This is a genomic window from Streptomyces yerevanensis, assembly GCF_000716805.1.
In the GTDB taxonomy this organism is placed as follows: Bacteria; Actinomycetota; Actinomycetes; order Streptomycetales; family Streptomycetaceae; genus Streptomyces; species Streptomyces flaveus.
Genome location: NZ_JNWJ01000036.1, coordinates 24,487 through 51,115 on the forward strand (window position 1 = coordinate 24,487; position 26,629 = coordinate 51,115).

30 protein-coding genes are annotated in these 26,629 nt (G+C 69.6%); 16 read left to right on the top strand and 14 right to left on the bottom strand.

All coding sequences use genetic code 11. The annotated features are described in order from the left end of the window. Positions 1–7 precede the first annotated feature (7 nt). On the bottom strand, positions 8–643 hold the full coding sequence (locus OP79_RS31225; RefSeq protein ID WP_033324983.1) for an ATP-dependent Clp protease proteolytic subunit: 636 nt from the start codon (positions 641–643) through the stop codon (positions 8–10). A 69-nt stretch (positions 644–712) separates the two neighbouring features. On the opposite strand from OP79_RS31225, the gene OP79_RS31230 reads away from it, so the two are divergent. Then, positions 713–991: a type II toxin-antitoxin system Phd/YefM family antitoxin gene (locus OP79_RS31230; protein WP_033324984.1), complete on the top strand. Its 279-nt coding sequence runs from the start codon at positions 713–715 to the stop codon at positions 989–991. Positions 992–1,104: 113 nt separating this feature from the next. On the opposite strand, the gene OP79_RS31235 is transcribed toward OP79_RS31230, so the two are convergent. Beyond that, entirely contained in the window at positions 1,105–2,067 is a 963-nt protein-coding gene (locus tag OP79_RS31235) for an ABC transporter permease (protein WP_033324985.1), read from the bottom strand. A 202-nt stretch (positions 2,068–2,269) separates the two neighbouring features. Here OP79_RS31235 and OP79_RS31240 point away from each other — a divergent pair, with 202 nt between their 5' ends. The 8 genes from OP79_RS31240 (at position 2,270) to OP79_RS31275 (ending at position 9,331) form a co-directional block, all read left to right on the top strand. Then, a complete protein-coding gene (locus OP79_RS31240) occupies positions 2,270–2,899 on the top strand; it encodes a TetR/AcrR family transcriptional regulator (RefSeq protein WP_033324986.1) in 630 nt (209 codons plus the stop codon). A gap of 136 nt (positions 2,900–3,035) precedes the next feature. Beyond that, positions 3,036–3,338, top strand: a complete 303-nt coding sequence (locus tag OP79_RS31245) for an urease subunit gamma (protein WP_033325080.1) — start codon at positions 3,036–3,038, stop codon at positions 3,336–3,338. 16 nt (positions 3,339–3,354) lie between these two features. Beyond that, the gene (locus OP79_RS31250; RefSeq protein ID WP_033324988.1) at positions 3,355–3,666 is read left to right on the top strand and encodes an urease subunit beta; all 312 of its coding nucleotides are present in this window, start codon (positions 3,355–3,357) and stop codon (positions 3,664–3,666) included. Next, positions 3,659–5,380, top strand: a complete 1,722-nt coding sequence (locus OP79_RS31255) for an urease subunit alpha (protein WP_033324989.1) — start codon at positions 3,659–3,661, stop codon at positions 5,378–5,380. Before OP79_RS31250 ends, OP79_RS31255 begins: the two co-directional genes overlap by 8 nt. Positions 5,381–5,392: 12 nt before the next feature. After that, positions 5,393–6,067 carry an urease accessory protein UreF gene (locus tag OP79_RS31260; protein WP_033324990.1) on the top strand — a complete coding sequence of 225 codons (675 nt, stop codon included), beginning with the start codon at positions 5,393–5,395 and terminating at the stop codon, positions 6,065–6,067. An 82-nt stretch (positions 6,068–6,149) separates the two neighbouring features. After that, positions 6,150–6,824 carry an urease accessory protein UreG gene (gene ureG / locus OP79_RS31265; protein WP_033324991.1) on the top strand — a complete coding sequence of 225 codons (675 nt, stop codon included), beginning with the start codon at positions 6,150–6,152 and terminating at the stop codon, positions 6,822–6,824. Beyond that, entirely contained in the window at positions 6,821–7,600 is a 780-nt protein-coding gene (locus tag OP79_RS31270) for an urease accessory protein UreD (RefSeq protein WP_051745068.1), read from the top strand. Before ureG ends, OP79_RS31270 begins: the two co-directional genes overlap by 4 nt. Positions 7,601–7,741: 141 nt before the next feature. Further along, a complete protein-coding gene (locus OP79_RS31275; RefSeq protein WP_033324995.1) occupies positions 7,742–9,331 on the top strand; it encodes an alpha/beta hydrolase in 1,590 nt (529 codons plus the stop codon). A 70-nt stretch (positions 9,332–9,401) separates the two neighbouring features. Here the strand turns inward: OP79_RS31275 and OP79_RS31280 are convergent, their stop codons facing one another. The 5 genes from OP79_RS31280 to OP79_RS31300 all read right to left on the bottom strand — a co-directional run bounded on the left by OP79_RS31280 (position 9,402) and on the right by OP79_RS31300 (position 13,918). Next, on the bottom strand, positions 9,402–10,130 hold the full coding sequence (locus OP79_RS31280) for a lysophospholipid acyltransferase family protein (protein ID WP_033324996.1): 729 nt from the start codon (positions 10,128–10,130) through the stop codon (positions 9,402–9,404). A gap of 139 nt (positions 10,131–10,269) precedes the next feature. Next, a complete protein-coding gene (locus tag OP79_RS31285) occupies positions 10,270–11,094 on the bottom strand; it encodes an SAM-dependent methyltransferase (RefSeq protein ID WP_033324998.1) in 825 nt (274 codons plus the stop codon). A 112-nt stretch (positions 11,095–11,206) separates the two neighbouring features. Further along, a complete protein-coding gene (rocD, locus tag OP79_RS31290; protein WP_033324999.1) occupies positions 11,207–12,433 on the bottom strand; it encodes an ornithine--oxo-acid transaminase in 1,227 nt (408 codons plus the stop codon). Further along, entirely contained in the window at positions 12,430–13,260 is an 831-nt protein-coding gene (ddaH, locus tag OP79_RS31295; RefSeq protein WP_033325000.1) for a dimethylargininase, read from the bottom strand. Before ddaH ends, rocD begins: the two co-directional genes overlap by 4 nt. A gap of 163 nt (positions 13,261–13,423) precedes the next feature. Beyond that, the gene (locus tag OP79_RS31300) at positions 13,424–13,918 is read right to left on the bottom strand and encodes an Lrp/AsnC family transcriptional regulator (protein ID WP_033325001.1); all 495 of its coding nucleotides are present in this window, start codon (positions 13,916–13,918) and stop codon (positions 13,424–13,426) included. Positions 13,919–14,032: 114 nt separating this feature from the next. On the opposite strand from OP79_RS31300, the gene OP79_RS31305 reads away from it, so the two are divergent. The 4 genes from OP79_RS31305 to OP79_RS31320 are packed head-to-tail and all read left to right on the top strand — an operon-like array spanning position 14,033 to position 18,195. After that, a complete protein-coding gene (locus tag OP79_RS31305; RefSeq protein ID WP_033325002.1) occupies positions 14,033–14,788 on the top strand; it encodes a LytR/AlgR family response regulator transcription factor in 756 nt (251 codons plus the stop codon). 11 nt (positions 14,789–14,799) lie between these two features. Further along, the gene (locus tag OP79_RS31310) at positions 14,800–15,156 is read left to right on the top strand and encodes a hypothetical protein (RefSeq protein WP_033325004.1); all 357 of its coding nucleotides are present in this window, start codon (positions 14,800–14,802) and stop codon (positions 15,154–15,156) included. 38 nt (positions 15,157–15,194) lie between these two features. After that, positions 15,195–16,964: a sodium/solute symporter gene (locus tag OP79_RS31315; RefSeq protein ID WP_033325005.1), complete on the top strand. Its 1,770-nt coding sequence runs from the start codon at positions 15,195–15,197 to the stop codon at positions 16,962–16,964. Between the two features lie 16 nt (positions 16,965–16,980). Then, positions 16,981–18,195, top strand: coding sequence for a sensor histidine kinase (locus OP79_RS31320; protein ID WP_033325006.1), 1,215 nt, complete (start codon positions 16,981–16,983; stop codon positions 18,193–18,195). Positions 18,196–18,256: 61 nt separating this feature from the next. Here the strand turns inward: OP79_RS31320 and OP79_RS54275 are convergent, their stop codons facing one another. From OP79_RS54275 to OP79_RS31345, 5 genes are all read right to left on the bottom strand, one after another. Beyond that, a complete protein-coding gene (locus tag OP79_RS54275; RefSeq protein WP_033325007.1) occupies positions 18,257–18,415 on the bottom strand; it encodes a hypothetical protein in 159 nt (52 codons plus the stop codon). A gap of 154 nt (positions 18,416–18,569) precedes the next feature. Then, complete coding sequence (locus OP79_RS31330) at positions 18,570–19,523, bottom strand: cytochrome c oxidase assembly protein (RefSeq protein WP_033325008.1); 954 nt, start codon at positions 19,521–19,523, stop codon at positions 18,570–18,572. 137 nt (positions 19,524–19,660) lie between these two features. Next, on the bottom strand, positions 19,661–20,686 hold the full coding sequence (locus tag OP79_RS31335) for a 6-phosphofructokinase (protein ID WP_033325009.1): 1,026 nt from the start codon (positions 20,684–20,686) through the stop codon (positions 19,661–19,663). A 201-nt stretch (positions 20,687–20,887) separates the two neighbouring features. Further along, positions 20,888–21,616: a type 1 glutamine amidotransferase gene (locus tag OP79_RS31340; RefSeq protein WP_033325011.1), complete on the bottom strand. Its 729-nt coding sequence runs from the start codon at positions 21,614–21,616 to the stop codon at positions 20,888–20,890. A gap of 36 nt (positions 21,617–21,652) precedes the next feature. Further along, on the bottom strand, positions 21,653–22,891 hold the full coding sequence (locus tag OP79_RS31345) for a MurT ligase domain-containing protein (RefSeq protein WP_033325013.1): 1,239 nt from the start codon (positions 22,889–22,891) through the stop codon (positions 21,653–21,655). A 147-nt stretch (positions 22,892–23,038) separates the two neighbouring features. Between OP79_RS31345 and def the strand changes: the two genes are divergently transcribed. After that, the gene (gene def, locus OP79_RS31350) at positions 23,039–23,578 is read left to right on the top strand and encodes a peptide deformylase (protein ID WP_033325015.1); all 540 of its coding nucleotides are present in this window, start codon (positions 23,039–23,041) and stop codon (positions 23,576–23,578) included. On the opposite strand, the gene OP79_RS31355 is transcribed toward def, so the two are convergent. Further along, positions 23,575–24,219 carry a TetR/AcrR family transcriptional regulator gene (locus tag OP79_RS31355; protein ID WP_033325016.1) on the bottom strand — a complete coding sequence of 215 codons (645 nt, stop codon included), beginning with the start codon at positions 24,217–24,219 and terminating at the stop codon, positions 23,575–23,577. The two genes, def and OP79_RS31355, sit on opposite strands and share 4 nt — an antisense overlap. A 169-nt stretch (positions 24,220–24,388) precedes the next feature. Here OP79_RS31355 and OP79_RS31360 point away from each other — a divergent pair, with 169 nt between their 5' ends. Next, positions 24,389–25,618 (top strand): acyl-CoA dehydrogenase family protein, encoded by a 1,230-nt coding sequence (locus OP79_RS31360; protein ID WP_033325017.1) that lies wholly within the window; start codon positions 24,389–24,391, stop codon positions 25,616–25,618. 80 nt (positions 25,619–25,698) lie between these two features. Further along, entirely contained in the window at positions 25,699–26,373 is a 675-nt protein-coding gene (locus OP79_RS31365) for a transcriptional regulator (protein ID WP_033325018.1), read from the top strand. Between the two features lie 6 nt (positions 26,374–26,379). Here OP79_RS31365 and OP79_RS31370 read toward each other — a convergent pair whose 3' ends face one another. Next, entirely contained in the window at positions 26,380–26,619 is a 240-nt protein-coding gene (locus tag OP79_RS31370) for a DUF6213 family protein (RefSeq protein ID WP_033325019.1), read from the bottom strand. Positions 26,620–26,629 lie beyond the last annotated feature (10 nt).

Sequence of the window (26,629 nt, forward strand, 5' to 3'; positions counted from 1 at the left end):
CCGCCGTTCACCTCGCGCCGGGTGCGGTGAGTGAGGCCTTGCGGCTCGGGATGATGCGGTCGATCAGCCCGTACTCCAGCGCCTGCGGTGCTTCCAGGATCTTGTCCCGCTCGATGTCCTCGCTGATCCGCTCCTGGCTCTGGCCGGAGTGCCGGGCGAGCATCTCCTCAAGGAGCCGGCGCGTACGCATCAGCTCCTCGGCCTGGATGGCCAGATCGGACGCCTGGCCCTGCACCGGCTCGGGCAGCGCCGGCTGGTGGATCAGCACGCGCGCGCCAGGCAGCGCGGACCGCTTGCCCGGCGCGCCGGCCGCCAGCAGCACCGCCGCGGACGCCCCCGCCTGCCCCATGCAGACCGTCTCCACCTCACAGGTGATGAACCGCATCGTGTCGTAGATCGCGGTCATCGCGCTGAACGAGCCGCCGGGGGAGTTGATGTACAGCGAGATGTCCCGGTCCGGCGACTGGTACTCGAGGTGCATGAACTGCGCCATCACATCGTTCGCCGACGTGTCGTCGATCGGCGTTCCCAGGAAGACGATCCGCTCCTCCAGCAGCTTCGAGTACGGATCCATGGTCCGCTGCCCCGCGCTGGTGCGTTCGGTGAACTCGGGCAGGACGTAGCGGGCGGACGGTCGGGTCATGACACACGCCTCCTCTGGATGAGATCCTGTAAAAAATGTACAGGACGTACAGACGTTACGATGGGGAGCATGGCCTATGAGATTCCGGTGACGCAAGCCAGGGCTGAGCTCGCCGACCTGATCAACAAAGTGGTGTACGGCGGCGAGCGCGTCGTCGTGACGCGGCACGGAAAGCCCCTCGTCGCCCTTGTCTCCGCCGCTGACCTGGAACGACTCGAGGACCTTCAGGACCCGGCCGAGGAGCAGGTGATCAGCGCCGTCTCCAGCGTCCGCGAGGTCACGTCCGCTCCCCGCGAACAGCAGCGCTTCGGTATCGCGGCGGAGCACCGGGGGCCCAACGCTTCGTAGGCGTACGGCACTTCGAGTACCGGACTTCGGGCACGCGAAAGCTTCAGGCACGCGAAAGACCGTGCGCCCCCGTCCGCTACAGCGGGGACGCACGGTCCGTTCTGTTGCGCTGGTCAGTCGACCCGGGCGGGTTCCCGCTCGGTGACCGGCTCGGCGGGTGCCCTACGTCGCCGGAGCACGCTGCCCAGCATGACCGCGCCCAGGCCGAGCGCCGCCCACCAGGTCAGGGTGAGCGCGGGGCCGGCCGCGGCGGCACCGTCGAAGAACGACACCGAGCGCAGCAGCGAGGCACCCGCCCCCGGCGGCAGCCACTGGCCGATCACGCCGACCGGCTCCGGCAGCATCTCGGGAGCCGAGCTCGCACCGGAGAACGGGTTGCCGAGCAGCATCATGACGAACGCTCCGAGTCCGATGCCCGGTGTGCCGAACAGGGCCGCGAGACCCGCGACGGCGGCGCTCACGGCCAGCGTCGACAGCCCGAGAGTGCCCGCCTCGGCCCACCAGTTCCCGGTGAGCGCACCCAACCAGCTGTCGGCGATCGCGGCGGCCACCGCGCCGACCAGGGCAGCCGCGCCGATCAGCGCGCCGACCGCACGCCGGCCACGCAGCCCCAGCAGGGTCACGACGGCTCCCGCGCCGATGCCGGCCAGCGCCATCGGCAGCACGCTCGACGTCAGGGCCGCGCCGCGCGGGTCGTCCGCGGAGGCCGGCACCACATCGACGGTCTGCACCTGGGTGCCGCCCACCTGCTGGGTCACCGCTTGCTGGAGCATCTGGGCGACGACCGGACTTGCGGCCGAGGCGGTGAGCAGCTTCGGCCCCCGCTCGGTGGCGACGACCGCTCCGTATACGGTCCGGTCCTCGATGGCGTCCCGGGCGGCACTCTCGTCGGCGTAACGGTGGATCTCGAAGGCACCTTCGCGCGCCTCGAGCCGCTGCTCCACCTGGGCCGTCGCGGTGGCGGAACCCGCCACGCCGAGCGGCAGGTCGTGCGGCGCGGTACGGGCCGCGGGCCAGGCGAACGCCCACAGTGCGAGGGCGACCAGGACGGGGACCAGCACGACGACGGCGACCATACGGCGGCCGTGCGACGGCGAGGGTGCTGTCGGCGGCGGTGAAGCGGTCCTGGGGGCGGTAGCGGAGGTGGCGGACATGGGTTTCCCCTCAGCTCGAAGTTCGACGCTCAAAAAGAAGGATCGTTCGTTTTAGGTTCGATGCCACCATCCTGCGAGCTCTGCGAGCTTGTCAAGAAGGAATATTCGTTTTACGTTCCTGCCCATGGCCCGCGTAACTCAGGAACACCTCGACGCCCGTCGCCGTCAGATCCTCGACGGTGCGGCCCTCTGCTTCGCCCGCAACGGCTTCCACGCCACGTCCATGCAGGACGTGCTGAAGGAAGTGGATCTCTCGGCGGGCGCCGTCTACCGCTACTTCAGCGGCAAGGACGAGCTGATCAGTGCGATCGTCACCGAGGTGCTGGGGGAGATTCGCGAAGGCTTCGAGGCCGCCGCCCGGCAGAGCCCGCCCCCGCCGCCCGACGAGCTGGTGGGGCGCGTCATGGGCTCAGTCCTCGGAGGGAGGTCCGGGATGGTCCACAACGGGGAGTCCGTGTACCCCCGGCTGATCATTCAGGTCTGGACGGAGGTCCTGCGCAACAAAGAGCTCTCGGCCGTGATCCACGACGGCTACAGCAGCGTGCGGGGGGCCTGGGTGAAAGTCGTCCAGGGCTATCAGGACGCGGGGATGATGCGGGACGACGTACCGGCCGAAAGCGTCGCCCGGACCATGATCGCGACGGCCCAGGGCTTCGTGGCGCAGATGGCGATCTTCGGCACCGCGCCCGTGGAGGTGTTGCAGGAGGGGCTGCGGGGCCTGATGAGCATGGGGAACCCCGACACGCGTACCTGAGTCGGCCGAGGGCTGGTTAACTTCGCTGAAACGCCGCCCAATTAGCCTGCGCCTCCACGCCACCTGGGATTTTGCCCGGCGGCTGCGGAAACCGGACCCCGCACGGTCCGGAGCGAGGACTGTGAGGTGGGACGCCGTGCAACTGACCCCGCACGAGCAGGAGAGGCTGCTCATTCATGTGGCCGCCGACGTGGCCGAGAAGCGCCGGGCCCGCGGACTGAAACTGAACCATCCCGAAGCCGTCGCGCTCATCACGTCGCACATCCTCGAAGGCGCGCGTGACGGCCGTACCGTGGCCGAACTCATGAACTCCGGGCGCAAGATCCTCACCCGCGAGGACGTCATGGAGGGCATCCCCGAGATGATCCACGACGTCCAGGTGGAGGCCACCTTCCCGGACGGCACCAAGCTCGTCACCGTCCACGACCCGATCGTCTGACGGGGGAGCGGCCACCATGATTCCCGGAGAGTTCCTGTTCGCCGACGGGCCCGTCGCCTTCAACGAAGGCCGCGAGGTCACCCGTCTCACCGTCCTCAACGCTGCCGACCGGCCCGTCCAGGTCGGCTCCCACTACCACTTCGCCGAGGCCAACCCCGGTCTGGACTTCGATCGCGCCGCCGCGCGCGGCAAGCGGCTGAACGTCGCCGCCGGTACCGCCGTGCGCTTCGAGCCCGGGATCCCCGTAGACGTCGAACTCGTTCCGCTCGCCGGCGCCCGTGTGGTGCCCGGACTGCGCGGTGAGACCGGAGGTGCCCTCGATGGCTGAGCTCTCGCGTGCCGCGTACGCCGATCTGTTCGGCCCCACGACCGGCGACCGGATCAGGCTCGCCGACACCGATCTGCTGATCGAGATCGAGGAGGATCGTTCAGGCGGGCCCGGACTCGCCGGTGACGAGGCGGTGTTCGGCGGCGGCAAGGTCATCCGCGAGTCCATGGGCCAGTCGCGTGCTACGCGCGCAGACGGCACCCCGGACACCGTCATCACCGGCGCCGTGATCATCGACCACTGGGGCATCGTCAAGGCCGACGTCGGCATCCGCGACGGCCGGATCACCGGCATCGGCAAGGCGGGCAACCCGGACACCATGGACGGGGTGCACCCGGATCTGGTGATCGGCCCCGAGACCGAGATCATCGCGGGTAACGGCCGCATCCTGACGGCCGGTGCCATCGATGCGCACGTCCATCTGATCTGTCCGCAGATCGCCGATGAGGCACTGGCCTCGGGCATTACGACCCTCGTCGGCGGCGGCACCGGTCCGGCAGAGGGCTCGAAGGCCACCACCGTCACGCCCGGTCCCTGGCATCTGGCGCGGATGCTGGAGGCGATGGAGGAGTACCCGCTCAACTTCGGGCTGCTCGGCAAGGGCAACACCGTCTCGCACGAGGCGATGCTCTCGCAGATCCGAGGGGGCGCGCTGGGCCTGAAGATCCACGAGGACTGGGGCTCGACGCCCGCGGCCATCGATGCCGCGCTGACGGTCGCCGACCGGACGGGCATCCAGGTGGCGATCCACACGGACACCCTGAACGAAGCGGGCTTCGTGGGCGACACACTCGCCGCGATCGCAGGGCGCGGCATCCACGCGTACCACACGGAGGGCGCGGGTGGCGGGCACGCGCCGGACATCATGACCGTGGTCTCCGAGCCGCACGTCCTGCCCAGCTCCACCAACCCGACCCGGCCGTACACCGTCAACACCGCCGAGGAACACCTCGACATGCTGATGGTGTGCCACCACCTCAACCCGTCCGTGCCCGAGGACCTGGCGTTCGCCGAGTCCCGGATCCGGCCCTCCACCATCGGGGCCGAGGACATCCTGCACGACCTCGGTGCCATCTCGATCATCTCGTCCGATTCCCAGGCCATGGGTCGGGTGGGCGAGGTCATCATGCGGACCTGGCAGACCGCGCATGTGATGAAGCGTCGGCGGGGTGCGCTGCCCGGTGACGGGCGCGCCGACAATCACCGCGTACGTCGCTATGTCGCCAAGTACACGATCAACCCGGCCCTCGCGCAGGGGCTCGCCCGCGAGATCGGTTCCGTCGAGACCGGCAAGCTCGCCGACCTCGTGCTGTGGGAGCCCGCCTTCTTCGGCGTCAAGCCGCAGCTTGTCGTCAAGGGCGGGCAGATCGCGTACGCGCAGATGGGCGACGCCAACGCGTCCATTCCGACGCCGCAGCCGATCCTGCCGCGGCCGATGTTCGGGGCGATCGGGCGGGCGCCCGCTTCGAACTCGTTCAACTTCGTGGCGCCGCTCGCGATCGAGGGCGGGCTGCCGGAGCGGCTCGGGCTCGGGAAGCGGTTCGTGGCGATCGAGTCGACGCGGGGGGTGACCAAGGCGGACATGCGGGAGAACGATGCGCGGCCCCAGGTGCGGGTCGATCCGGACAGCTTCGCCGTGCACATCGACGGGGAACTCGTCGAGGCCACGCCTGCTGCTGAACTGCCCATGGCTCAGCGGTACTTCCTCTTCTAAGGACGCGTCACCATGTCGCGAGCCGCGCTTCTCGTTCTGGCCGATGGCCGCTTTCCCGCCGGTGGGCACGCGCACTCCGGCGGGGCCGAGGCTGCCGTCAAGGCCGGGCGGATCACTGGGGCGGAGAGTCTGGAGGAGTTCTGCCGCGGGCGGTTGAACACGGCGGGACTGGTGTCGGCCTCGTTGGCCGCGGCGGCCGCGCTCGGGGTTGATCCGGTGGTGCTCGACGCGGGCGCGGACGCCCGTACGCCGTCGGTCGCGCTGCGGGTCGCCGCGCGGAAGCTCGGGCGGCAGTTGATGCGGGCGGCTCGGGCCACGTGGCCGTCGGCCGAGCTCGACGCGCTGGCGCGGGAGTTTCCCAAGGGGGCTCATCAGCCGGTTGTGCTGGGGGTCGCTGCTCGGGCTGCGGGGCTGGGGGCGGTGGATGCCGCGTACTGCTCCGCGTACGAGAGTGTCAGTGGGGCTGCCTCCGCGACGGTGCGGTTGCTGAGTCTTGACCCCTTCGACGCCACCGGGGTGTTGGCTCGCCTGGCCCCGGACCTCGACCGCGTCGCCGACCGGGCGGCCGAAGCGGCGCGTTGTGCCGTGGAGGAGGGCGTCGACGCGCTGCCTGCGGCTTCCGCGCCGCTGCTGGAGATCAGTGCGGAGGTGCATGCCGCGTGGGCGGTTCGGTTGTTCGCGTCGTAGGAGGGGGCGAAACAACCCCGCCGCGGACCCGGCGGCAGCACAACAACCACCGACCGACACGAAAGCCACAGGAGCAACCCGCATGCACCTCGACCACTCCCACGACGGCGGAGCCGTAAGCGCCGACGCGCACCGCCCCGACGGCGCCCGCCGTGCCCTCCGTATCGGACTCGGCGGCCCCGTAGGCTCCGGCAAGACCGCCACCGTCGCCGCCCTCTGCCAAGAGCTTCGCGACGAACTCTCCCTCGCCGTCGTCACCAACGACATCTACACCCGCGAAGACGCCGAATTCCTCCTCCGCGAGGCTGTGTTGCCGCCCGAGCGGATCACCGCCGTCGAGACGGGGGCATGCCCGCACACCGCGATCCGGGACGACATTTCCGCGAACCTCGAAGCCGTCGAGGATCTGGAGGACGAGGTCGGGCCGTTGGATCTCGTTCTCGTCGAGTCGGGAGGCGACAACCTCACCGCGACCTTCTCCAAGGGGCTTGTCGATGCGCAGATCTTTGTGATCGACGTGGCCGGTGGTGATGACATTCCGCGCAAGGGCGGGCCCGGTGTCACCACAGCTGATCTGCTGGTCGTAAACAAGACGGATCTCGCGCCGTTCGTCGGCTCCGACCTCGGTCGGATGGCCGCCGACGCGAAGGCTCAGCGGGGCGAACTGCCGGTCGTCTTCCAGTCCTTGAGGGCCGAGCGCGGGGTCGCGGACGTCGCCGACTGGGTGCGGGGGCAGCTCGCTGCGTGGACGGCATGACGGGCGGCGCAGCGGGGGTACGGGCCACCGCACGCATCACCGCCCGCTCCGACGGCCGGGGCGGCACCGCGTTGCCGACCCTGGCCGGCGAGGGTCCGCTCGCGCTGCGCCGCGTACGGGCGAGCGGCTCCGAGGCGCGCGTGATGCTCGTCGGGGCGATGAGCGGTCCGCTGGGCGGCGACCACTTCACCGTCGAGGCGGCGGTCGCCGAGGGCGCCGAGCTGCACATCGGGTCCGCCGCCGCCACCATCGCCCTGCCGGGGCAGGCCAAGGGCGAGGCGCGTTACGACGTACGCCTCACCGTCGACCAGGACGCCGAACTGCGCTGGCTGCCCGAGCAGTTGATCTCCGCGAACGGCAGTGATCTGTACGTCACCACACACGTCGACCTCGCGACGGGTGCCCGGCTGGTGCTGCGTGAGGAACAGGTGCTCGGGCGTGCCAACGAGGAGCCCGGCCGTCTCACCAGCCGTCTCACCGTCCGTATCGGCGGGCGTCCGCTGCTCGACCAGGAACTGTCCTGCGGGCCCGGCGCACCCGGTGGCTGGGACGGTCCGGCGGTGCTGGCGGGACATCGCGCGGTGGGGCAACTCGTCGTCGTGCGGCCAGAGTTCGCCGAGGCGCCGGTCGGCCCGCGGCTACTGGGTGAGCACGCCGCGCTCACCCCGCTCGCCGGCCCCGGTGTCCTCGTGACCGCACTCGCCCCGGATGCACTGCGCCTGCGCCGAACCCTCGACGACGCCCTGCTCACACTCGGTCAGAAACTCGGCCAGTAACGGACGTATCCGCTCAACGAGCAGGCATGTACCGGTTATCGGATTGGCAAAGAAGCCAAGTCACCCCTGTTCTCAGGGAGGTCACAGGCGGAAAGATCCCGTACGACCACAACTACGTACGGGGAGGCCCACTTGACGGGTATGAGACCGCCGAAGAAGAAGGCGGCAGCACTCGGCTCGGCCGGAGTGTTCGTCACGGCGACACTGATAGCAGGCGCTGTCGCGGCGCCGTCCGCCAGTGCGGACACCCGCCACGGTCAGGACCGCGAGGCACGTGGCACCGCGATCGCGGCGGCACGTGCCGCCAAGGCAGGCGTCAACTGGCAGGACTGTCCGGCCGACTGGGGACTTGAGAAGCCCATTCAGTGCGGCTGGGTCACGGTGCCGCTCGACTACGCCAAGCCGAACGGCAAGCAGATCAAGCTCGCCGTCGACCGCATCGGCAACACGGGCACCAAGGCGGAGCGCCAGGGTGCCCTCATCTACAACCCCGGCGGCCCCGGTGGCTCGGGCCTGCGCTTCCCGCGCCGGGTCACCACCAAGGCCCCGCTGTGGGTCAACACGGCGAAGGCGTACGACTTCGTGGGCTTCGACCCGCGTGGTGTCGGGCACTCGGCGCCCATCTCCTGCGCCGATCCTCAGGAGTTCGTGAAGGCGCCGAAGATGGACCCGGTGCCGGACTCCGAGGCCGACAAGCGCGCCCAGCGCAAGCTCGCCGCCGAGTACGCGGCCGGCTGTGCCGAGCGCAGCGGCGAGATGCTGCCGCACATGACGACGCCCAACACCGCGCGCGACCTGGACGTCATCCGGGCCGCCCTCGGCGAGAAGAAGCTCAACTTCCTCGGCGTCTCGTACGGCACGTACATCGCCGCCGTCTACGGCACGATGTTCCCGACCCATGTGCGCCGCATGGTCGCCGACAGCGTCGTCAACCCGTCGCGCGAGAAGATCTGGTACGAGGCCAACCTCGACCAGGACGTCGCCTTCGAGATGCGCTGGAAGGACTGGCAGGACTGGGTCGCCAAGAACGACGCGACCTACCACCTGGGCGACACGCGGGCCGAAGTCCAGGCCCAGTGGCTGAAGTTGCGCGCCACGGCCAAGAAGAACCCGATCGGCGGACTCGTCGGTCCTGCCGAGCTCGTCGGTTTCTTCCAGAGCGCTCCGTACTACGACTCCGCGTGGGCGCCCACCGCCCAGGTGTGGAGCAAGTACGTCGCCGGTGACACCCAGGCGCTCGTCGACGCCGCCGCTCCGGACCTGACGGACACCGCGGGCAACGCCGCCTCGGAGAACGGCAACGCCGTCTACACCGCCGTCGAGTGCACCGACGCCAAGTGGCCCACCAGCTGGAAGAAGTGGGACCGCGACAACACCGAGCTGCACAAGAACTACCCGTTCATGACGTGGGCCAACGCCTGGCTGAACCTGCCCTGCGCCACCTGGCCGGCCAAGCAGCAGACCCCGCCGAACGTGAAGACCGGCAAGGGCCTGCCGCCCGTGCTGATCGTGCAGGCCACGCGTGACGCCGCCACTCCGTACGAGGGCGCCGTCGAGCTGCACAAGCGGTTCAAGGGCTCCCGTCTGATCACCGAGAAGAACGCGGGCTCGCACGGCGTCACCGGGCTCGCCAACCCCTGCATCAACGAGCGGGTGGACGCCTACCTGCTCACCGGCAAGGTCGACGCGGCCGACGTGACGTGCGCCCCGCACGCCACGCCCACGCCGTAGTCCGTAAGCACGACAGACACGAGGAGGGGGCGGCCGGAACCCCGGCCGCCCCCTCCTCGTGCTCTCAGTCTCAACTCAGCGGCATACGCGGGAACTTGCGCCCCTTCTCAGCCGCCTTCTTCTCGGCTTCCTCGGCCTTGACGACAGCCGCGTACTGGTCGACGTACTCCTGCTCGGAGAGGGTGAGGATGGCGTACATGATCTCGTCGGTGATGGCGCGCAGGATCGCCTTCTCGTTCTCCATGCCGGCGTAGCGGGAGAAGTCGAGGGGCTTGCCGAAGCGGATCACCACGGGGTGGATGTTCGGGATCTTCTTTCCGGGCGGCTGGGCCTCGAAGGTGCCGATCATCGCGCAGGGAATGACGGGGACCTGGGCCTTGAGGGCCATGACCGCGACGCCGACCTTTCCCTTGTAGAGGCGGCCGTCGTGCGAGCGCGTGCCCTCCGGATAGATGCCGAGGAGCTCGTCCTTGCTCAGCACGCCGAGCCCTTCGCGGATGGCCGCCTGACCTGCTTCCTTGCCGGAGCGGTCCACCGGGATCTGCCCGGCGCTGCGGAAGAAGTAGGCCGTCAGACGGCCCTTGATACCGGGGCCCGTGAAGTACTCCGCCTTCGCCAGGAACGTGATCCGCCGCTTGAGGATCGCGGGCATCAGGAAATGGTCCGAGAACGACAGATGATTACCGGCGACAATGGCCGCGCCCGACTCCGGTACGTGCTCGAGCCCTTCGATCTTGGGACGGAAGACCAGTCTCAGCAATGGTCCCAGGATCACGTACTTGAGCACGTAGTAGAACATGGGGTTGTCGCTCCTCACTCCGCCGGATCGGCTCAACCGCCGTGTTCTAGCAGGTCAATAGGTACGCGGGAGAGACGCCAGTGTATGTGCAGGCGCGGGCCTGTGTTAACCGGGTGGGACATAGTGTCAACCGGGTCCGCTACGGCTTTCGGGCGACTCCGCAGAAGTGGGTCACCTCGACGGTCTCTTCCTGCGGGCAGTCCGGTCGCCAGCGCGGGCAGGAGACGACTCCCGGCTCGAGGAGATCCAGCCCGTCGAAAAGGCCCAGGAGTTCTTCGCGGGTACGCAGCGTCATCGGCGCCGATCCCTGGGCGTTCCAGTAGTGGACCGCCTGAGCCATCGCCAGGCCGTCGACCTCCGTGGTCGGGTGGGAGACGACCAGGTGGCTGCCGGAGGGCACGGCGTCCATGAGCCGCCGCACGATGGAGCGGGCCTCGTCGTTGTCCATGACGAAATTGAGGATGCCCAGCATCGTGATCCCCACGGGCCGGCTGAAGTCCAGTGTCCGGGCGGCGCCCTGGAGAATCGATTCGGGGGCGTGGACGTCGGCGTCGATGTAGTCGGTGGCACCCTCCGGCGTGCTGGTGAGCAGGGCGCGGGCGTGGCTCAGCACGATGGGGTCGTTGTCCACATAGACGATCCGGCAGCCGGGGTCGACGCGTTGGGCCACTTCGTGGGTGTTGTCGACGATCGGCAGGCCCGTGCCGATGTCCAAGAACTGCTGGATTCCCGCCTCACCGGCAAGAAACCGCACGGAGCGCGCCAGGAACTGCCGGTCCGCGACGGCCGAGCGGGAAAGTTCCGGCACGAAGGACAGGATGTGATCGCCGACCTGTTGATCGATCTGGTAGTTGTCCCTGCCGCCCAGCCAGTAGTTCCAGATGCGCGCGGAGTGCGACACATTGGTCTTGAGCTTGGGATTCCGCATCGTGCCCTGGGTGCCTGGTGTCGAGAGATCGGACATCCCTATGGCTCTTTTCGCTCATCACTGACTGGGACAGTGCACAATCTAGCCCGCCTGGCCGGAACCAATCACCGTAAAGGATAAAGCAGTTCCTGGTTCCGGCCCCAGTCACTCAGGCCCCTTCTGCCAGAACCTTCTCCAGTGTCCCAAGAGCCGCACGGAGTTCCCCGTCGGTGATGGTCAGCGGCGGTGCGAGGCGGATCGTCGAGCCGTGGGTGTCCTTGACGAGAATTCCCTCGCGCATGAGGCGTTCGCTGATCTCTCGGCCGGTGCCGATGGCAGGGTCGATGTCGACGCCCGCCCACAGACCACGCGCACGGAAGCCGCGTACGCCCCTGCCCTCGAGAGCGGCCAGACCCTCGCGCAGGGTCGCACCCAACTCGGTGGCCCTGCACTGGAATTCACCGGTCTCGAGCAGCTCGACGACCGCGGAACCCACCGCCGCGGCCAGCGGATTGCCGCCGAACGTCGACCCGTGCTCGCCGGGCCGCAGTACCCCGAGCACCTCGCGGGACGCGACGACCGCGGAGACGGGGACGATGCCGCCGCCGAGCGCCTTGCCGAGCAGCAGCATGTCCGGGACGACCGCCTCGTGCTCGACGGCCAGTGTGCGGCCCGTACGGCCGAGGCCCGACTGGATCTCGTCCGCGATGAACAGGCACCCGGCCCGCCGGGTCAGTTCGCGTACGCCGGTGAGGTAGCCGTCGTCCGGGATGACGACGCCCGCCTCGCCCTGGATCGGCTCGATGAGGACGGCCGCCGTCGTCTCGTCGACCGCCGCCTCGAGCGCGGCGAGATCGTTGTACGGGACGATGCGGAAGCCGGGCGTGAACGGGCCGAAGCCCGCGCGGGCGCTCTCGTCGGTGGAGAAGCTGACGATGGTGGTCGTACGGCCGTGGAAGTTGTCGGCGGCCACCACGATGGTCGCCTGGTCCGCGGGGACGCCCTTCACCTCGTACGCCCATTTGCGGGCGACCTTGATGCCGCTCTCCACGGCCTCGGCGCCCGTGTTCATCGGCAGCACCATGTCCAGGCCGGTCAACTCCGCCAGGGACTCGGCGAATCGGGCGAGCTTGTCGTTGTGGAAGGCGCGCGAGGTGAGCGTCAGCTGGTCGAGCTGGCGGTGCGCGGCCTCGATCAGCGCCGGGTGGCGGTGGCCGAAGTTGAGGGCCGAGTAGCCGGCCAGCATGTCGAGGTAGCGGCGGCCCTCGACGTCCTCGACCCAGACGCCCTCGGCGCGTGCGACGACCACGGGCAGCGGGTGGTAGTTGTGCGCGAGGACGGGCTCCTCGGCGCGGATCAGGTCTGCGGAGGTACGCGTACGCGCGGGAGCGGTCATGAACGGATCTCCTGAGTGCAGCACTTGATGCCGCCGCCGGCCTTGTGGAGCTCCGACAGGTCGACGGGGACGGGAACGTAGCCGTGGCGGGTCAGCTGGTCGGAGAGGGCCTCGGCGCGGGGCGAGATGAAGACATGGCGGCCGTCCGAGACGGAGTTGAGCCCGAACGCCATCGCGTCCTGGCGCGTGGCGATCACCGCGTCAGGGAACAGCCGCCCGAGCACCTCGCGGCTTCCCGGGGAGAAGGCCTCGGGGTAGTAGGCGATGTTCGCCTCGGGGCCGTCGCCTCCGTCGTCGAGGACGAACAGCGCGGTGTCCATGTGGTAGAAGTACGGGTCCACCAGCTGCAGGCCGATCGTCGGGACGCCGAAGAACTCCTGCACCTCGCGGTGCGCCTCGGGCGTCGTACGAAAGCCGGTGCCGGCCAGGATGTACGGGCCCACCGGGACGAGATCGCCCTCGCCCTCGCACACCGACTCGGGGTGCTGGACGTCGAAGCCCGCGTTCTTGAACCAGGTCTCGTACGCGGTCGATTCAGGCCGCCGCTGCGGCGCGTGGAAGAGCGAGCCGAAGACCCGGCCCTGGACGACCAGCGCGGAGTTCGCCGCGAAGACCATGTCCGGGAGACCGGCGACCGGCTCGACGCTGTCGACGGTGTGGCCGTGGGCGCGGTAGGCGCGGATCAGCTCCGCCCACTGGCCTCGGGCCAGGTCGACGTCGACCTGTGCGTCCTCATGCATCCAGGGGTTGATGGCGTACTGCACGGCGAAGTGTCTGGGTTCGCAGACCAGAAAGTGCTTCGGGCGCGACACACGGCTGATGGGCACAGAGGGGTTCCTCCGCTTCCTGCGGTGACGAGGTGACAACTGGCGGTGAGTCAACGGTAGGAAGCGGGAGAGAGGGACGACAAGCACCGACAATTGCGCGTCGGCGCAGGAATGCTGCGTATTGAGGAGGTTCCGCGCATGATCGGTGCGCGAGTCGGGCCGCTCACTCCTCCGGGGCCGGTGCGGGCTGGTTCGCGCCCGCCTCCGGGCTCTCCGGGAGCAGATGCGAGAGGACCATGTAACTGATCGTCTTGCGGATGAACGGCTCCGTACGGATTCGCTCGAGCACCTCCTCGAAGTGGTCCACGTCCCGGGCCCGTACATGCAGCAGCGCGTCCGCGCCCCCGGTCACCGTCATCGCGGCGGTGATCTCCGGATGGTTGCGCACCACCTCCGCCAGCCGCCGCGGCGGGGCGGCGCCCTCGCAGTACACCTCCACATACGCCTCCGTACGCCAGCCGAGCGCGTCCGGCTTCACCGTGGCCGTGAACCCGGTGACCACACCGGTCTCGCGCATCCGGTCCACACGGCGCTTGACCGCGGTGGCCGACAGGCCGACCGCCTCGCCGATCACGGCGAAGCTGGTGCGGGCGTTCGCCATCAGGGCCGTGACGATCTTGCGGTCGAGCTCGTCGAATGGCGCGGACTTGGGGCTCATGCGCGCACTGTATCCAGCGGTGACGGCCACACCCCACGGCTCCGGGGGCCCAGAGGTCACAGGCCCGTCTCGCACAATGTGCAGACGTCCGGATTGCTCCTAGACTCCAGCATCATGCTGCGCGCCCTCGCCGTCGACGACGAACCGCCGTCCCTCGAAGAGCTGCTCTATCTGCTCCAGGCCGATCCACGTGTGAAGAGCGTCGAGGGCGCGAGCGACGCGACCGAGGCATTGCGCCGGATCAACCGCGCCCTGGAGTGCGGTCCCGACGGCGAGGACGCGATCGACGTGATCTTCCTCGACATCCAGATGCCCGGGCTCGACGGACTGGACATGGCGCGGCTGCTCGCCGGACTCGCCAAACCTCCGCTCGTCGTGTTCGTCACCGCCCACGAGGGCTTCGCGGTGCAGGCCTTCGACCTCAAGGCGGTCGACTACGTCCTGAAGCCGGTACGCCGGGAACGGCTGGCCGAGGCCGTCCGCCGGGCCGCCGAGCTGAAGGAGGCGGCTCCGCTGATCCCCGTGCACGAGCCCGACCCGGACCACATCCCGGTCGAGCTGGGCGGGGTCACCCGTTTCGTGGCCGTCGAGGACATCACCCATGTCGAGGCCCAGGGCGACTACGCACGGCTGCACACCGCGCAGGGCAGCCATCTGTTGCGTATCCCGCTGTCCACGCTGGAGGAACGCTGGCGCTCACGCGGCTTCGTGCGCATCCACCGGCGCCATCTCGTCGCCCTCGGCCACATCAGCGAGCTCCGCCTTGACGCGGGTACCGTAAGCGTCCTGGTCGGCCCCGTCGAACTGCAGGTCAGCCGCAGACACGCCCGCGAACTGCGCGAGCTGCTGATGCGCCGGACCGCGAGCTGAGGAGGCCTCCCGTGGCACAGGATCCGGCCGATCGCCGCGTGGTCGTCACGGGGCCGCCCCGCCGCACCCGCAGGCTGAACGGCTACCGCCCCCGCACCGAGATCGACGAGCAGACGACTCTCGGCCACACCTACGTCCGCTCGCTCATCCGCAGCCAGCTGCGCGCCGCACTCACGGTGTTCGCCGTGCTCGTGCTGCTCGTGGGCCCGCTGCCGCTGGTGTTCACCTTCATGAACGACAGCACGAACCTCGAATGGATCGTCCTCGGCTTCTGCGTCTACCCGCCGCTGGTGCTGCTCGCCCGCTGGTACGTACGCCGGGCCGACCGCAACGAGAGGGACTTCGTCCGCCTCGTCGAGGACCGTTGAGCCGTAGCCCCATGAACCCGGACGAGGACCGCTGAGCCGTGAACGAGAACTACGCCGTTCCCGCAGTCGCCCTCGTCGTCGTCGCGACCGTCTTCGTCGGCGCCTTCGGCCTACGCATCTCACGCACCACCTCGGACTTCTACGTCGCCTCGCGCACCGTCGGCCCCCGGCTGAACGCGGCGGCCATCAGCGGCGAGTACCTGTCCGCCGCCTCGTTCCTCGGCATAGCGGGCCTCGTCCTCGTCCAGGGCCCCGACATGCTGTGGTACCCCGTCGGCTACACGGCGGGCTATCTCGTCCTGCTGCTCTTCGTGGCGGCCCCGCTGCGCCGCTCCGGCGCCTACACGCTGCCCGACTTCGCGGAGGCACGGCTCGCCTCCCAGTCGGTGCGGCGGCTGGCCGGTGCCTTCGTCGTCGGGGTCGGCTGGCTGTACCTGCTGCCGCAGCTGCAGGGCGCCGGACTGACGTTGAACGTGCTGACCGGGGCCCCAAAATCCCTCGGCGGAATCATCGTCGCCGTCGTCGTGGTCGCGACCGTCGCCGCCGGCGGCATGCGCAGCATCACGTTTGTGCAGGCCTTCCAGTACTGGCTGAAACTCACCGCCCTGCTCGTCCCCGCACTGTTCCTCGTCCTCGCCTGGCAGGGCGACGGATCGCCACGGAACGCCTTCGACGAACCGGCGACCTTCCGCGAACACCGCGTCGTCCGCGTCGACAGCGGCCTCGACCTGAAGCTCGCCGCACCGCTGAACGTCACGGCGACGGGCACGGTGGACGGCGAGCGGTACGAGGACGAGAAGGTACGGCTCTCCGAGGGCGTCCACCGCATCGAACAGGGCACCCGGCTCGGCTTCACCAAGGGCGACCACGTCCCCGTCGCCGACCGCGGCAGCAACGGCGGCATGTCCACCTCGCTCGCCGAGGGCCGCGAGGAACGCCCGCTGTACGCCACGTACGGACTGATCCTCGCCACCTTCCTCGGCACCATGGGCCTGCCGCACGTGGTCGTCCGCTTCTACACCAGCCCGAACGGCGTCGCCGCCCGCCGCACCACCGTCGTCGTACTCGGCCTGATCGGCGCCTTCTACCTGCTGCCGCCCGTCTACGGCGCACTGGGCCGCCTGTACGCCCCCGAGCTCACCCTCACCGGGGACGCCGACGCCGCCGTACTGCTGCTGCCCGACCGGGTGATCGGCGGACTCGGCGGGGACCTGCTGGGCGCGCTGGTGGCGGGCGGGGCCTTCGCCGCGTTCCTGTCCACGGCGTCCGGGCTGACCATGGCGGTGGCGGGCGTGATCACCCAGGATGTGCTTCCGCCACGCGGGGTACGGCACTTCCGGCTGGGCACGGCGCTCGCGATGAGCGTGCCGCTGGCGGCGAGCATGATCGTGGGCGGGCTGCCCGTCGCGGACGCTGTGGGGCTCGCCTTCGCCGTCTCCGCTTCGTCGTTCTGCCCGCTCCTCGTCCTCGGCATCTGGTGGCGCCGGCTCACCCCGCCCGGCGCGGCGGCCGGGATGCTGGTCGGCGGCGGCTCGGCGCTGCTCGCGGTCGCCGCGACCATGGCGGGCTTCCCGGGCACGGGCTCGCTGCACGCGCTCCTCGCCTGGCCCGCGCTGTGGTCCGTCCCGCTGGGCTTCCTCACCATGGTGCTGGTGTCGCTGGCCACGCCCGGGCGGGTACCGGCGGGCACGGCCGCGATCCTCGCCCGCTTCCATCTGCCGGAGCAGTTGTCGGGCGGACAGGTGCGAACGGCCGTGAGCGCGAAGGAAGCGAAGGAAGCCAAGGAAGCCAAGGAAGTAGAGGCATGAGCTGGGTGGTGGAGACATGAGCGGTTTCCTGGCCGGGCTCTGCGTGGCCGCACTCCCGCTGCTGGCGGCCGGTTTCTGGCTCGGCAGGCGCACCACGCGCCCACGGAGCCTCGGCGGACTCGGCACCCCCGTCGAGCACGCCACCTTCGAGACCCTGCACACCGCCTCGCTCGCCGCACCGCCGCTGCGGGCGGGCCTGACCGAGGAGACGGCCCGCAAGTCGGCGGGGCGGCTGCGTACCCTGCTCGGCACCGACGCGCTCTGCCTCACCGACCAGGACTCGGTCCTGGCCTGGGAGGGCATCGGAGAGCACCACAAGACGCAGATCATGGACCGGCTCGCCGGCCCGCTGGAGAACGGCCGCGGCGAGGCCTTCCGCCTCGACTGCGTCGAACCGGACTGCCCGGTGCGCTGGGCCGTCGTCGCCCCGCTCACCGTCGACGACCGCGTACACGGCGCGCTCGTCGCCTGCGCGCCCCGCGAGTCCGCCGTCCTGGTCAGGGCCACCGGAGAGGTCGCCCGCTGGGTCTCGGTCCAGCTGGAGCTCGCCGACCTCGACCAGTCCCGTACGCGGCTGATCGAGGCCGAGATCAAGGCCCTGCGCGCCCAGATCTCCCCGCACTTCATCTTCAACTCGCTCGCCGTGATCGCCTCGTTCGTCCGCACCGACCCCGAGCGTGCCCGCGAACTCCTGCTGGAATTCGCCGACTTCACCCGCTACTCGTTCCGCAGGCACGGCGACTTCACCACGCTCGCCGACGAACTCCATGCCATCGACCACTACTTGACCCTGGTCAGGGCCCGCTTCGGGGACCGCCTCTCGGTCACCCTGCAGATCGCCCCCGAAGTACTCCCGGTGACCCTGCCCTTCCTGTGTCTGCAACCCCTCGTCGAGAACGCCGTGAAACACGGACTGGAGGGCGGCACCGGCCAGGTCGACAAGAGCCACATCAGCATCACCGCACAGGACGCCGGAGCCGAGGCCCTCGTCGTCATCGAGGACGACGGTCCCGGCATGGATCCCGACTGGCTGCGCCGCATCCTGGCAGGCGAAATCAGCCCCTCGGGCGGCATCGGCCTGTCGAACGTCGACGACCGGCTGCGCCAGGTCTACGGAGACGACTACGGCCTCGTCATCGAGACCGCCCTCGGCGCCGGCATGAAAATCACCGCCAGGCTGCCCAAATACCAGCCCGGCGTGCACTCGGCGGGACGGCTGTCCCGCGAATGAGAGCTCCCCGGACCGGTCGGACGGGTTGGACCGGCTGTCCGGGGAGGAGGCGCGGAGTGCATCAGGTGCTGCGTGAGGCCACCATCGCCAGGGTGATCAGGCCGAGCACGACCCAGCCGAACCACAGCCAGCCATTGCTGCCGAGCGCCACCGTGTAGGCCGTGACCACTACCAGGCCGCCAACGGTGAGCACCCCCATGGTCTTCGTAGAACCGGGCATCGCAACACCCTCCTCATGGTTCGTCCCTCTCCATGGTGCCCCCGTCCTGCCTTTTCACGGGGCATACGACGAAATGGGTGCCGGTTTCCAGCCGCTCTCCCCGGCCCGGGCCGCCGCTTCGTGGCAGCTCGGGCCGTAGTCGCACTGAGATGCCTCAGCGTGTGCGTGCGTTGAGGGAGGCCAGATAGGCGTTGTACGCCTCCAGCTCCTTGTCCCCGTCGCGGTCCGCGGCCCGGTCGCTGCGCCGGGCCTGCCGCTGTTCGGAGCGGTACCACTGGAAGAGCAGCGCGAGCAGCACCAGTACGGACGGGATCTCGCTGAACGCCCAGGCGATGCCGCCCGCCGCGTTCTGGTCGGAGAGGGCGTCGATGCCGAGCGACGCGGGAGGGTTCTTGTACGTCTCGACCATCGGGCCGGACGCCATCATCAGCGCGATGCCGAAGAACGCGTGGAACGGCATGCCAGCGAACAGCTCCAGCATCCGCAGCAGATAGCCGGGCCGGTGCGGACCGGGATCCACGCCCATGATCGGCCAGAAGAAGGCGAGGCCGACGGCGAGGAAGTGGCACATCATCACGGTGTGGCCCGTCTTCGAACCCATCAGGAAGTCGAAGAGGGGAGTGAAGTACAACGCGTACAGGCTCGCGATGAACAGCGGAATCGTGAACGCCGGGTGCGAGATCATCCGCATGAACCGGCTGTGCAGCAGCGCCAGCAGCAGCTCACGCGGCCCCTTGTCGCCCCGGCGGGAAGCCACCGGCAGCGCCCGTAGCGCCAGCGTGATCGGCGCACCGAGCAGGATCAGGATCGGCGTCAGCATGCTGATCACCATGTGCTGCACCATGTGCACGCTGAACATGACCATGCCGTAGTCATTGAGCCCGGTGCACATCACGAGCAGGACGGTCAGTACGCCGACGACGAACGCCACGGTCCGCCCGACCGGCCACTTGTCACCGCGCCGCACCAGCCGCACGACACCCCACCCATACAGGGCGAGCCCCACCAGGCAGGCGACGAGGAAGAACGGGTCCGCGGACCACTCGAGGCCTCGTCCCAGCGTGAACGGCGGCAGATCCATGGTCGTGCCGTGCCCGCTGTGATCCATCCGCCGGCTCCTGATTCTGGGGGCACCTCCCAGGCCCTTAAGGCACTGGGGGATGGTTGTGCGCTGTCTGTCCGCACCCAGACTAGAACCGCCCCCGGTCACGGTCGCGACCGGGGGCGGCTCTGGTTACGTACGAATCAAAGGACGCACTCCGCTTCGGCGTACCGCTCGTCCGGCACCGTCTTCAGCGTCTCGACCGCCTCCGAGAGCGGCACCATCGCGATGTCGGTGCCGCGCAGCGCCGTCATCCTGCCGAACTCGCCACGGTGCACCGCCTCCACCGCGTGCCAGCCGAACCGGGTCGCGAGGACGCGGTCGTACGCGGTCGGGGTGCCGCCACGCTGGACGTGCCCGAGGATCACCGGACGGGCCTCCTTGCCGAGGCGGTGCTCCAGCTCCAGGGAGAGCTGGCGGGCGATGCCCGCGAAGCGCTCGTGCCCGTAGACGTCCTTGCGGCCCTCGTCGTACTCCATCGTGCCCTCGCGAGGCTTCGCGCCCTCCGCGGCCACGACGATGGCGAACTTCTTGCCCGCCGAGAAGCGTTCGCCGACCTTGGCGGTCAGCTCCTCGATGTCGAAGGGGCGCTCCGGCACGACGATCGCGTGCGCGCCGGCCGCCATGCCCGAGTGCAGCGCGATCCAGCCGGTGTGGCGGCCCATGACCTCCACGATCAGCACGCGCTGGTGGGATTCGGCGGTGGTCTTCAGACGGTCGAGGGCCTCGGTCGCGACACCGACGGCGGTGTCGAAGCCGAAGGTGACGTCCGTGACCGCGATGTCGTTGTCGATGGTCTTCGGCACGCCGACGATCGGCAGGCCGCCGTCCGACAGGAGGCGGGCCGCCTTGAGCGTGCCCTCACCGCCGATCGGGATGATCGCGTCGAGCCCGAGCTCCTCGAGATGTCCCCTGGCACGCTCCACGCCGTCCCGCAGATGCGCGGGCTGGACGCGGGAGGAGCCGAGGATGGTGCCGCCGCGAGCCAGGATTCCGCTCACCGCGTCGAGGTCGAGCTTGAGGTAGTCGCACTCCAGAAGGCCCTTCCAGCCGTCCCGGAAGCCGATGACCTCGTCGCCGTGGTCGACGACGGCGCGGTGTACGACGGACCGGATGACGGCGTTCAGGCCGGGGCAGTCGCCGCCGGACGTGAGGACACCAATGCGCATAGCCCGAAATACCTTCTCAACGTGGGCCGGGTACCGGACCGCGCTGTCCGGTTGGACCCGGCCAGCCTACCGGCGGCAGGGGGCGGTTCCGCATCGTGCGTCCGCCTGCTGGACGCCCCCGCACAGGTGAGCGGAGGGGCTGCCAGAAGGGCTGTGTGCCAAGTCTCGGGCGGGTTGTGGGCTGCGTGTGTCTCGAGTGTCTCAGGCAGGCTGCTGAGCGGCGGAGATGCGCTCGGCGCGCAGCGCCTCGTACCACCGGTCGTCGATCGGCGGCAGCGCGTTGACGTCCAGCGCGAGCTTGAGCAGCAGGTCCGCGATCAGTGGGTTGCGGGCGAGCACGGGCCCGTGCATGTACGTCCCGAAGACCGTGTCGTTGTACGCGCCCTCCGTGCCGTCGCCCGTGCCGTTGCCCTTCCCGAGCCTGACCTGCGCGAACGGGCGCGCGGTGGGGCCGAGATGGGTGATGCCCTGGTGGTTCTCGAAGCCCGTCAGCTGCGGCAGGCCGAGGGGTGCGTCGATGTCCCCGAGTACGTCACCGACGCAGCGCTCGCCCTCGCCGCGCGTGGAGATCACATCGAGCAGGCCGAGGCCCGGCTCGCGCTGCCCGAGGTCGTTGATGAACTCGTGGCCGAGGATCTGGTAGCCGGCGCACACGGAGAAGACGATCGCGCCGTTACCGACCGCGCGATACAGACCGCCGTCGCGGCGCAGCCGCTCGGCCGCGAGCCGCTGCGGCCGGTCCTCGCCGCCGCCGATCAGGTAGATGTCACCGGAGGTGGGGATCGGCTGGTCGCTGCGTACGTCGAGCCGGGCCACGTCCAGGCCGCGCTGCCGGGCCCGGCGCTCCACCACGAGGGCGTTGCCCTGGTCGCCGTACGTGCTCAGCAGGTCCGGGTAGATCCACACCAGCCGCAGGCTGTTGTCACTCATCGATGATCGTCCTCTGTGGTCAGTTGCCGACGCGGATCAATTGCCGACACGGCGGCGCAGGTCCTGGAACGCGGTGTAGTTCGCGATGACCTCGATCCGCCCCGGCGGCGAGATCTGTACGGCCTGGTCGAGGTTCTCGCAGACCTGGAAGCTCTGGTTCGCGACCTCCAGACGCACCGCGAGGTCCAGCTTGCGGTCGCCGATGACGAAGATCGGGTGCCCGGTCAGCCGCGTGTAGTCGACGTCCCACAGCCAGGAGGTGTCGGTGCCGTCGGCCCCGCGCGCGTTCACGGACAGGATGACCGGCGTCGGCGGCGGGTCGATCAGTGAGAACGTCTCCAGCCAGCCCGCGGGGTTCTTGGCGAGCAGCAGCCGCAGGTCACGCTGCATGAACTGCACGACGTCGTACCGTCCGGCCACCGCCTGGACCTGGTACATGCGTTCCAGGGCGACCTGCGGCGGCACGCCGAAGACGGCGGCGACGGCCGCGGACGAGGCGGCGTTGGCCTTGTTGGCGCGGCCCGGCAGCTGGAGGTGGATCGGCCAGGCAGAACCGTGCGGGTCCAGGACGTGGTCACCGTCCAGCGCCCAAGTGGGCGTCGGGCGGCGGAAACCGCACTCGCCGCAGTACCAGTCGTCGCCGGGCCGCTGCATCACACCGCCGCAGGACGGGCAGGACCAGGCGTCGTCCTTCCACATCTGTCCGGCGGCCACCCACACGACGTTCGGCGAGGAGGAGGCGGCCCACACGACCAGCGGATCGTCCGCGTTGGCGACCACGACGGACTTCGAACCGGCCAGGCCCTCACGCCAGTGCTCGGCGAGCATGCGGGTCTCGGCGGCGCGGTCGAGCTGGTCGCGGGAGAGGTTGAGGAGCGCGATGCACTTCGGGTCGGTGTCACGTGCCACACCGGAGAGGTACTTCTCGTCGACCTCGATAACGGCGTACCGCGCGTCCGAGCCGCCGGCCAGCGCGGAGGTGATGCCGGCGGGCATGTTCGCGCCCAGGGCGTTCGAGACGACGGGGCCCGCGGCGCGCAGCGCCTCCGCGATCAGCCGCGTGGTGGTGGTCTTGCCGTTGGTTGCCGACACCAGGATGACGTCCAGGTGCTGGGCGAGCCGGGCCAGCAGGTCGGGGTCGAGTTTGAGCGCCACCCGGCCGCCGATCACCGATCCGCTGCCGCGGCCCGCGGCCCGCGACGCAGCCGCGACCGCCTTGCCCGCCGTCACGGCCAGCTTGGCCCGCGGCGACAGCGGGTCCGAGTTGCCTGCCATCAGTTCTCGATCCTCCTTGCGTACGACGCCGCGCTCTGCCCTGCTTCCGGCAACGTGTGGCCCTCAGCCTATCGAGATCCACGACCGGCCCGATTCGCGGCACCACCCCGGCGCCCGCGCGACATTGAGGACCGTACCCTTGCCGCCATGCGACACGGCTCGATCCCGGGCGCCCAGGGGCGCGTCCTCACTCTGTCCCTCCTCGGCGACCCCGTGTTGCACACACCATGCGAGGAAGTCACCGACTTCGGCCCCCAACTGGCGCGTCTCGTCGAGGACATGTTCGCGACGATGTATGCGGCGGAGGGCGTGGGGCTCGCCGCGAACCAGGTCGGTAAGTCGTTGCGGGTCTTTGTGTACGACTGCCCTGATGACGAGGACCGGCGGCATGTGGGGCATGTGGTGAACCCGCGGCTCGTCCGGACGGACGGGGTGGTGTTGCGAGGGCCCGAGGGGTGTTTGTCGTTGCCAGGGCTGGAGGCCGGGACCGAGCGGTACGACCATGCGGTGGTGGAGGGGGTCACGCTGGACGGTGAGCCGGTGCGCGTGCATGGCACCGGATGGTTTGCCCGATGCCTTCAGCACGAGTGCGATCACCTTGAGGGTGGGGTGTATGTGGACCGGCTCACGGGGTGGCGTCACCGGCGGGTGATGCGGCAGGTGGCGCGGGCATCCTGGGGGCGCTAGAAGCTGGGCCCGCCCACCTTGTCGCCCGCCGCCGCCAGGCGCCCCCACAGCAGGTCCGCCAGGCTGCGTACCAACTCCGCGCGTGTGCACGGGCGTTCGCCGAGCCACCAGTCGCCGGCCGCGTGCATCATGCCGACGATGCCGTGTCCCCACACCCGCGCGAGCTGCGCGCTGTCGGGACCGAGGTCGACCCGTTCCTCGATGACCTTGCCGAGTTCCTCGCCCATACGGCGCAGCAGGGGAGCGGAGAGAAGGCCGACGTCGAAGCCCTGGTCGCTCTGCGGGCCGCCCTCCGACGGATGCATCAGAAAGCGGTACACCTGCGGGCGTGCCTCGATCGCCGCGAGGTACGTGTCGAGAGTGGCCTCGACCCGCTCGCGGCGCTCGGCCGGCGCGTCCAGGGCGGCCCGCAGCGCTTCGAGCAGGGCGTCCGTGTGGCGCTTGGCGAGGGCCGCGTACAGTCCACCCTTGTCACCGAAGTGCCGGTACAGAATGGGCTTGGTGATGCCCGCCTCGGCGGCGATGGCGTTCATCGAGGCGCCGGGGCCGTCGCGGAGCACCACCCGGTCGGCGGCCTCCAGCAGCTCTCGCCGGCGGCGGTCGGCGGACCGCTGCTGCTCGGTCCGCTGTGTGGTGTCCATGAGCTCTCCCCACCCGTGCTGATTTGGTGACCCTGCGCAACGTAACACCCTGCGGTGATTCTGCATCGAACGGGCTGCCGGAGGGGAACCGGGAGTTGACTTTTCCTACCGACAGGTAACAGGTTACTGTTACCGCAAGTAACAGGCTAGTGCTGTAGCTGGAGGGGACATGGCCGAGTTCACCATGGAGCTCAACGACGAACAGAAAGAGGTCCGGGACTGGCTCCACGGCTTCGCCGCCGATGTGATCCGTCCCGCGGCAGCCGAATGGGACGAGCGCGAAGAGACTCCCTGGCCGGTCATCCAGGAGGCCGCGAAAGTCGGCATCTACTCCCTGGACTTCTACGCCCAGCAGTACTTCGACCCCACCGGCCTCGGCATCCCCATGGCCATGGAAGAACTGTTCTGGGGTGACGCGGGCATCGCCCTGTCCATCGTCGGCACCGGCCTCGCCGCCGTGGGCGTCCTCGCCAACGGCACCGAGGAGCAGATCGGCACCTGGATCCCCCAGATGTACGGCGACGCGGGCGACGTCAAGGTCGCGGCCTTCTGCTCCTCCGAGCCCGACGCCGGCTCCGACGTGGCCTCCATGCGCACCCGAGCCGTCTACGACGAGGCCAAGGACGAGTGGGTCCTCAACGGCACCAAGACCTGGGCGACGAACGGCGGCATCGCCAACGTCCACGTCGTGGTCGCCGTCGTCGACCCGGAGCTCGGCTCCAAGGGCCACGCCTCCTTCATCGTCCCGCCGAACACGCCGGGCCTGTCCCAGGGGCAGAAGTTCAAGAAGCACGGCATCCGCGCCTCGCACACCGCCGAGGTCGTCCTGGAGGACGCCCGCGTCCCCGGCTCCTGCCTGCTCGGCGGCAAGGAGAAGCTGGACGAGCGGCTCGCCCGTGCCCGGGAGAGGGCGAAGGCGGGCGACGGTGAGCGCGTGAAGAACGCGGCGATGGCGACGTTCGAGGCCTCCCGCCCCGCCGTGGGTGCCATGGCCGTGGGCACGGCCCGGGCCGCGTACGAGGTCGCTCTCGACTACGCCAAGACGCGGGAGCAGTTCGGGCGGCCGATCATCGACAACCAGGGTGTCGCCTTCCAGCTCGCCGACATGCGTACGTCGATCGACGCGGCCCGGCTGCTGGTGTGGCGGGCCTCGTGGATGGCGGTCAACGGGAAGCCGTTCACCGCGGCTGAGGGGTCCATGTCGAAGCTGTTCGCGAGTGAGACCGCGAAGAAGGTGACGGCGGAGGCGATCCAGATCCTCGGAGGCAACGGCTACACGCGCGAGTACCCGGTCGAGCGCATGCACAGGGACGCCGCGATCTACACGATCTTCGAAGGCACGAGCGAGATCCAGCGCCTGGTGATCGCCCGCACCCTCGCGGGTATGCCGATCCGCTGACGGCACCTGAGCGGTCGGCGGCGCCGTGAGAACCTGAGGAGTACGGGAAGGCAGCGCAGCCGAGCCGAAGGAGTGCGGCGATGACGCGGACAGCCAGGGAACTGCTGGAGACCATCACCGGAAAGCTCGCCCCCGACCCCCGTGCCAACCGGCTGCTGCCACTGATCGGCCGGGGCGCGGCACGGCGCGAGACCCTCGCCACTCTCGCTCTGGAACAGCGCCATGTGATCGCCGCGGACCGCCGGGCGTTCCTGCATCTGGCGGAACGTTCGGCTGCCGAGCCCGAGTGTGCCGCCTTCTTCACCATGCTCGCGGAGGGCGAGGCGCTGGCCCATGACCGGCTCGGCCCGCTGCTCGCCGCCTGTGGAGCCGATGAGGCGCGGATCGCGGCGTACGAGCCGCTGGCGGGGGCCCAGGCGTATCCCGCGTACGTCGCCTGGCTCGCCCTGAACGGCGCACCGGCCGACGTGGTGCTCGCGTTGAGCGCCAACTTCTCGGCCTGGGGCGGCTATTGCGCCACCATCGCCGAGGCGCTGCGCCGTCAGTACGGCTTCGACGACGAGGCCTGCGGTTTCTTCGACCTCTTCGCCGAGCCCGCGCCCGACCTGGAGCAGAAGGCGGTGGCCGCCGTACAGGCCGGGCTGGACGCGGAGTTGATCAGCGAGGAGGCGGTCCATCGCTACGGACGCCTGTTGCAGCGCTACGAGGAGATGTTCTGGCACACCCTGTGGGAGCTGGACCGGGGCGAGTCCTAGCGAGCCCTAGTCGGACGACGTCCCGCTGCTGTGGGCGATGCAGGCCACGTCGATACGGTCGGCCAGCTTGGCGAGTTCGATCGTGAGGGTCGCCACCGTGTCCTCGTCGAGGCCCTCCTGACCGGCCTCGACCAGATGCAGCCATCGGCCGCCGACCGTGCGCAGCAGCTTGCTGACGTCGGCGGCCGCCACCTGCAACGTGCCGCGGTCGTCGACGATCAGAGGGAGGGTCACTTCGCGGTTCACACAGGCGATC

Excerpts from the sequence above, each read along its gene's own strand:
- OP79_RS31225 (WP_033324983.1), bottom strand. The coding sequence starts at position 643 with ATGACCCGACCGTCCGCCCGCTACGTCCTGCCCGAGTTCACCGAACGC.
- OP79_RS31230 (WP_033324984.1), top strand. The coding sequence starts at position 713 with ATGGCCTATGAGATTCCGGTGACGCAAGCCAGGGCTGAGCTCGCCGAC.
- OP79_RS31235 (WP_033324985.1), bottom strand. The coding sequence starts at position 2,067 with ATGGTCGCCGTCGTCGTGCTGGTCCCCGTCCTGGTCGCCCTCGCACTG.
- OP79_RS31240 (WP_033324986.1), top strand. The coding sequence starts at position 2,270 with ATGGCCCGCGTAACTCAGGAACACCTCGACGCCCGTCGCCGTCAGATC.
- OP79_RS31250 (WP_033324988.1), top strand. The coding sequence starts at position 3,355 with ATGATTCCCGGAGAGTTCCTGTTCGCCGACGGGCCCGTCGCCTTCAAC.
- OP79_RS31255 (WP_033324989.1), top strand. The coding sequence starts at position 3,659 with ATGGCTGAGCTCTCGCGTGCCGCGTACGCCGATCTGTTCGGCCCCACG.
- OP79_RS31260 (WP_033324990.1), top strand. The coding sequence starts at position 5,393 with ATGTCGCGAGCCGCGCTTCTCGTTCTGGCCGATGGCCGCTTTCCCGCC.
- ureG (WP_033324991.1), top strand. The coding sequence starts at position 6,150 with ATGCACCTCGACCACTCCCACGACGGCGGAGCCGTAAGCGCCGACGCG.
- OP79_RS31270 (WP_051745068.1), top strand. The coding sequence starts at position 6,821 with ATGACGGGCGGCGCAGCGGGGGTACGGGCCACCGCACGCATCACCGCC.
- OP79_RS31275 (WP_033324995.1), top strand. The coding sequence starts at position 7,742 with ATGAGACCGCCGAAGAAGAAGGCGGCAGCACTCGGCTCGGCCGGAGTG.
- OP79_RS31280 (WP_033324996.1), bottom strand. The coding sequence starts at position 10,130 with ATGTTCTACTACGTGCTCAAGTACGTGATCCTGGGACCATTGCTGAGA.
- OP79_RS31285 (WP_033324998.1), bottom strand. The coding sequence starts at position 11,094 with ATGTCCGATCTCTCGACACCAGGCACCCAGGGCACGATGCGGAATCCC.
- rocD (WP_033324999.1), bottom strand. The coding sequence starts at position 12,433 with ATGACCGCTCCCGCGCGTACGCGTACCTCCGCAGACCTGATCCGCGCC.
- OP79_RS31300 (WP_033325001.1), bottom strand. The coding sequence starts at position 13,918 with ATGAGCCCCAAGTCCGCGCCATTCGACGAGCTCGACCGCAAGATCGTC.
- OP79_RS31305 (WP_033325002.1), top strand. The coding sequence starts at position 14,033 with ATGCTGCGCGCCCTCGCCGTCGACGACGAACCGCCGTCCCTCGAAGAG.
- OP79_RS31320 (WP_033325006.1), top strand. The coding sequence starts at position 16,981 with ATGAGCGGTTTCCTGGCCGGGCTCTGCGTGGCCGCACTCCCGCTGCTG.
- OP79_RS54275 (WP_033325007.1), bottom strand. The coding sequence starts at position 18,415 with ATGCCCGGTTCTACGAAGACCATGGGGGTGCTCACCGTTGGCGGCCTG.
- OP79_RS31330 (WP_033325008.1), bottom strand. The coding sequence starts at position 19,523 with ATGGATCACAGCGGGCACGGCACGACCATGGATCTGCCGCCGTTCACG.
- OP79_RS31335 (WP_033325009.1), bottom strand. The coding sequence starts at position 20,686 with ATGCGCATTGGTGTCCTCACGTCCGGCGGCGACTGCCCCGGCCTGAAC.
- OP79_RS31340 (WP_033325011.1), bottom strand. The coding sequence starts at position 21,616 with ATGAGTGACAACAGCCTGCGGCTGGTGTGGATCTACCCGGACCTGCTG.
- OP79_RS31345 (WP_033325013.1), bottom strand. The coding sequence starts at position 22,891 with ATGGCAGGCAACTCGGACCCGCTGTCGCCGCGGGCCAAGCTGGCCGTG.
- def (WP_033325015.1), top strand. The coding sequence starts at position 23,039 with ATGCGACACGGCTCGATCCCGGGCGCCCAGGGGCGCGTCCTCACTCTG.
- OP79_RS31355 (WP_033325016.1), bottom strand. The coding sequence starts at position 24,219 with ATGGACACCACACAGCGGACCGAGCAGCAGCGGTCCGCCGACCGCCGC.
- OP79_RS31360 (WP_033325017.1), top strand. The coding sequence starts at position 24,389 with ATGGCCGAGTTCACCATGGAGCTCAACGACGAACAGAAAGAGGTCCGG.
- OP79_RS31365 (WP_033325018.1), top strand. The coding sequence starts at position 25,699 with ATGACGCGGACAGCCAGGGAACTGCTGGAGACCATCACCGGAAAGCTC.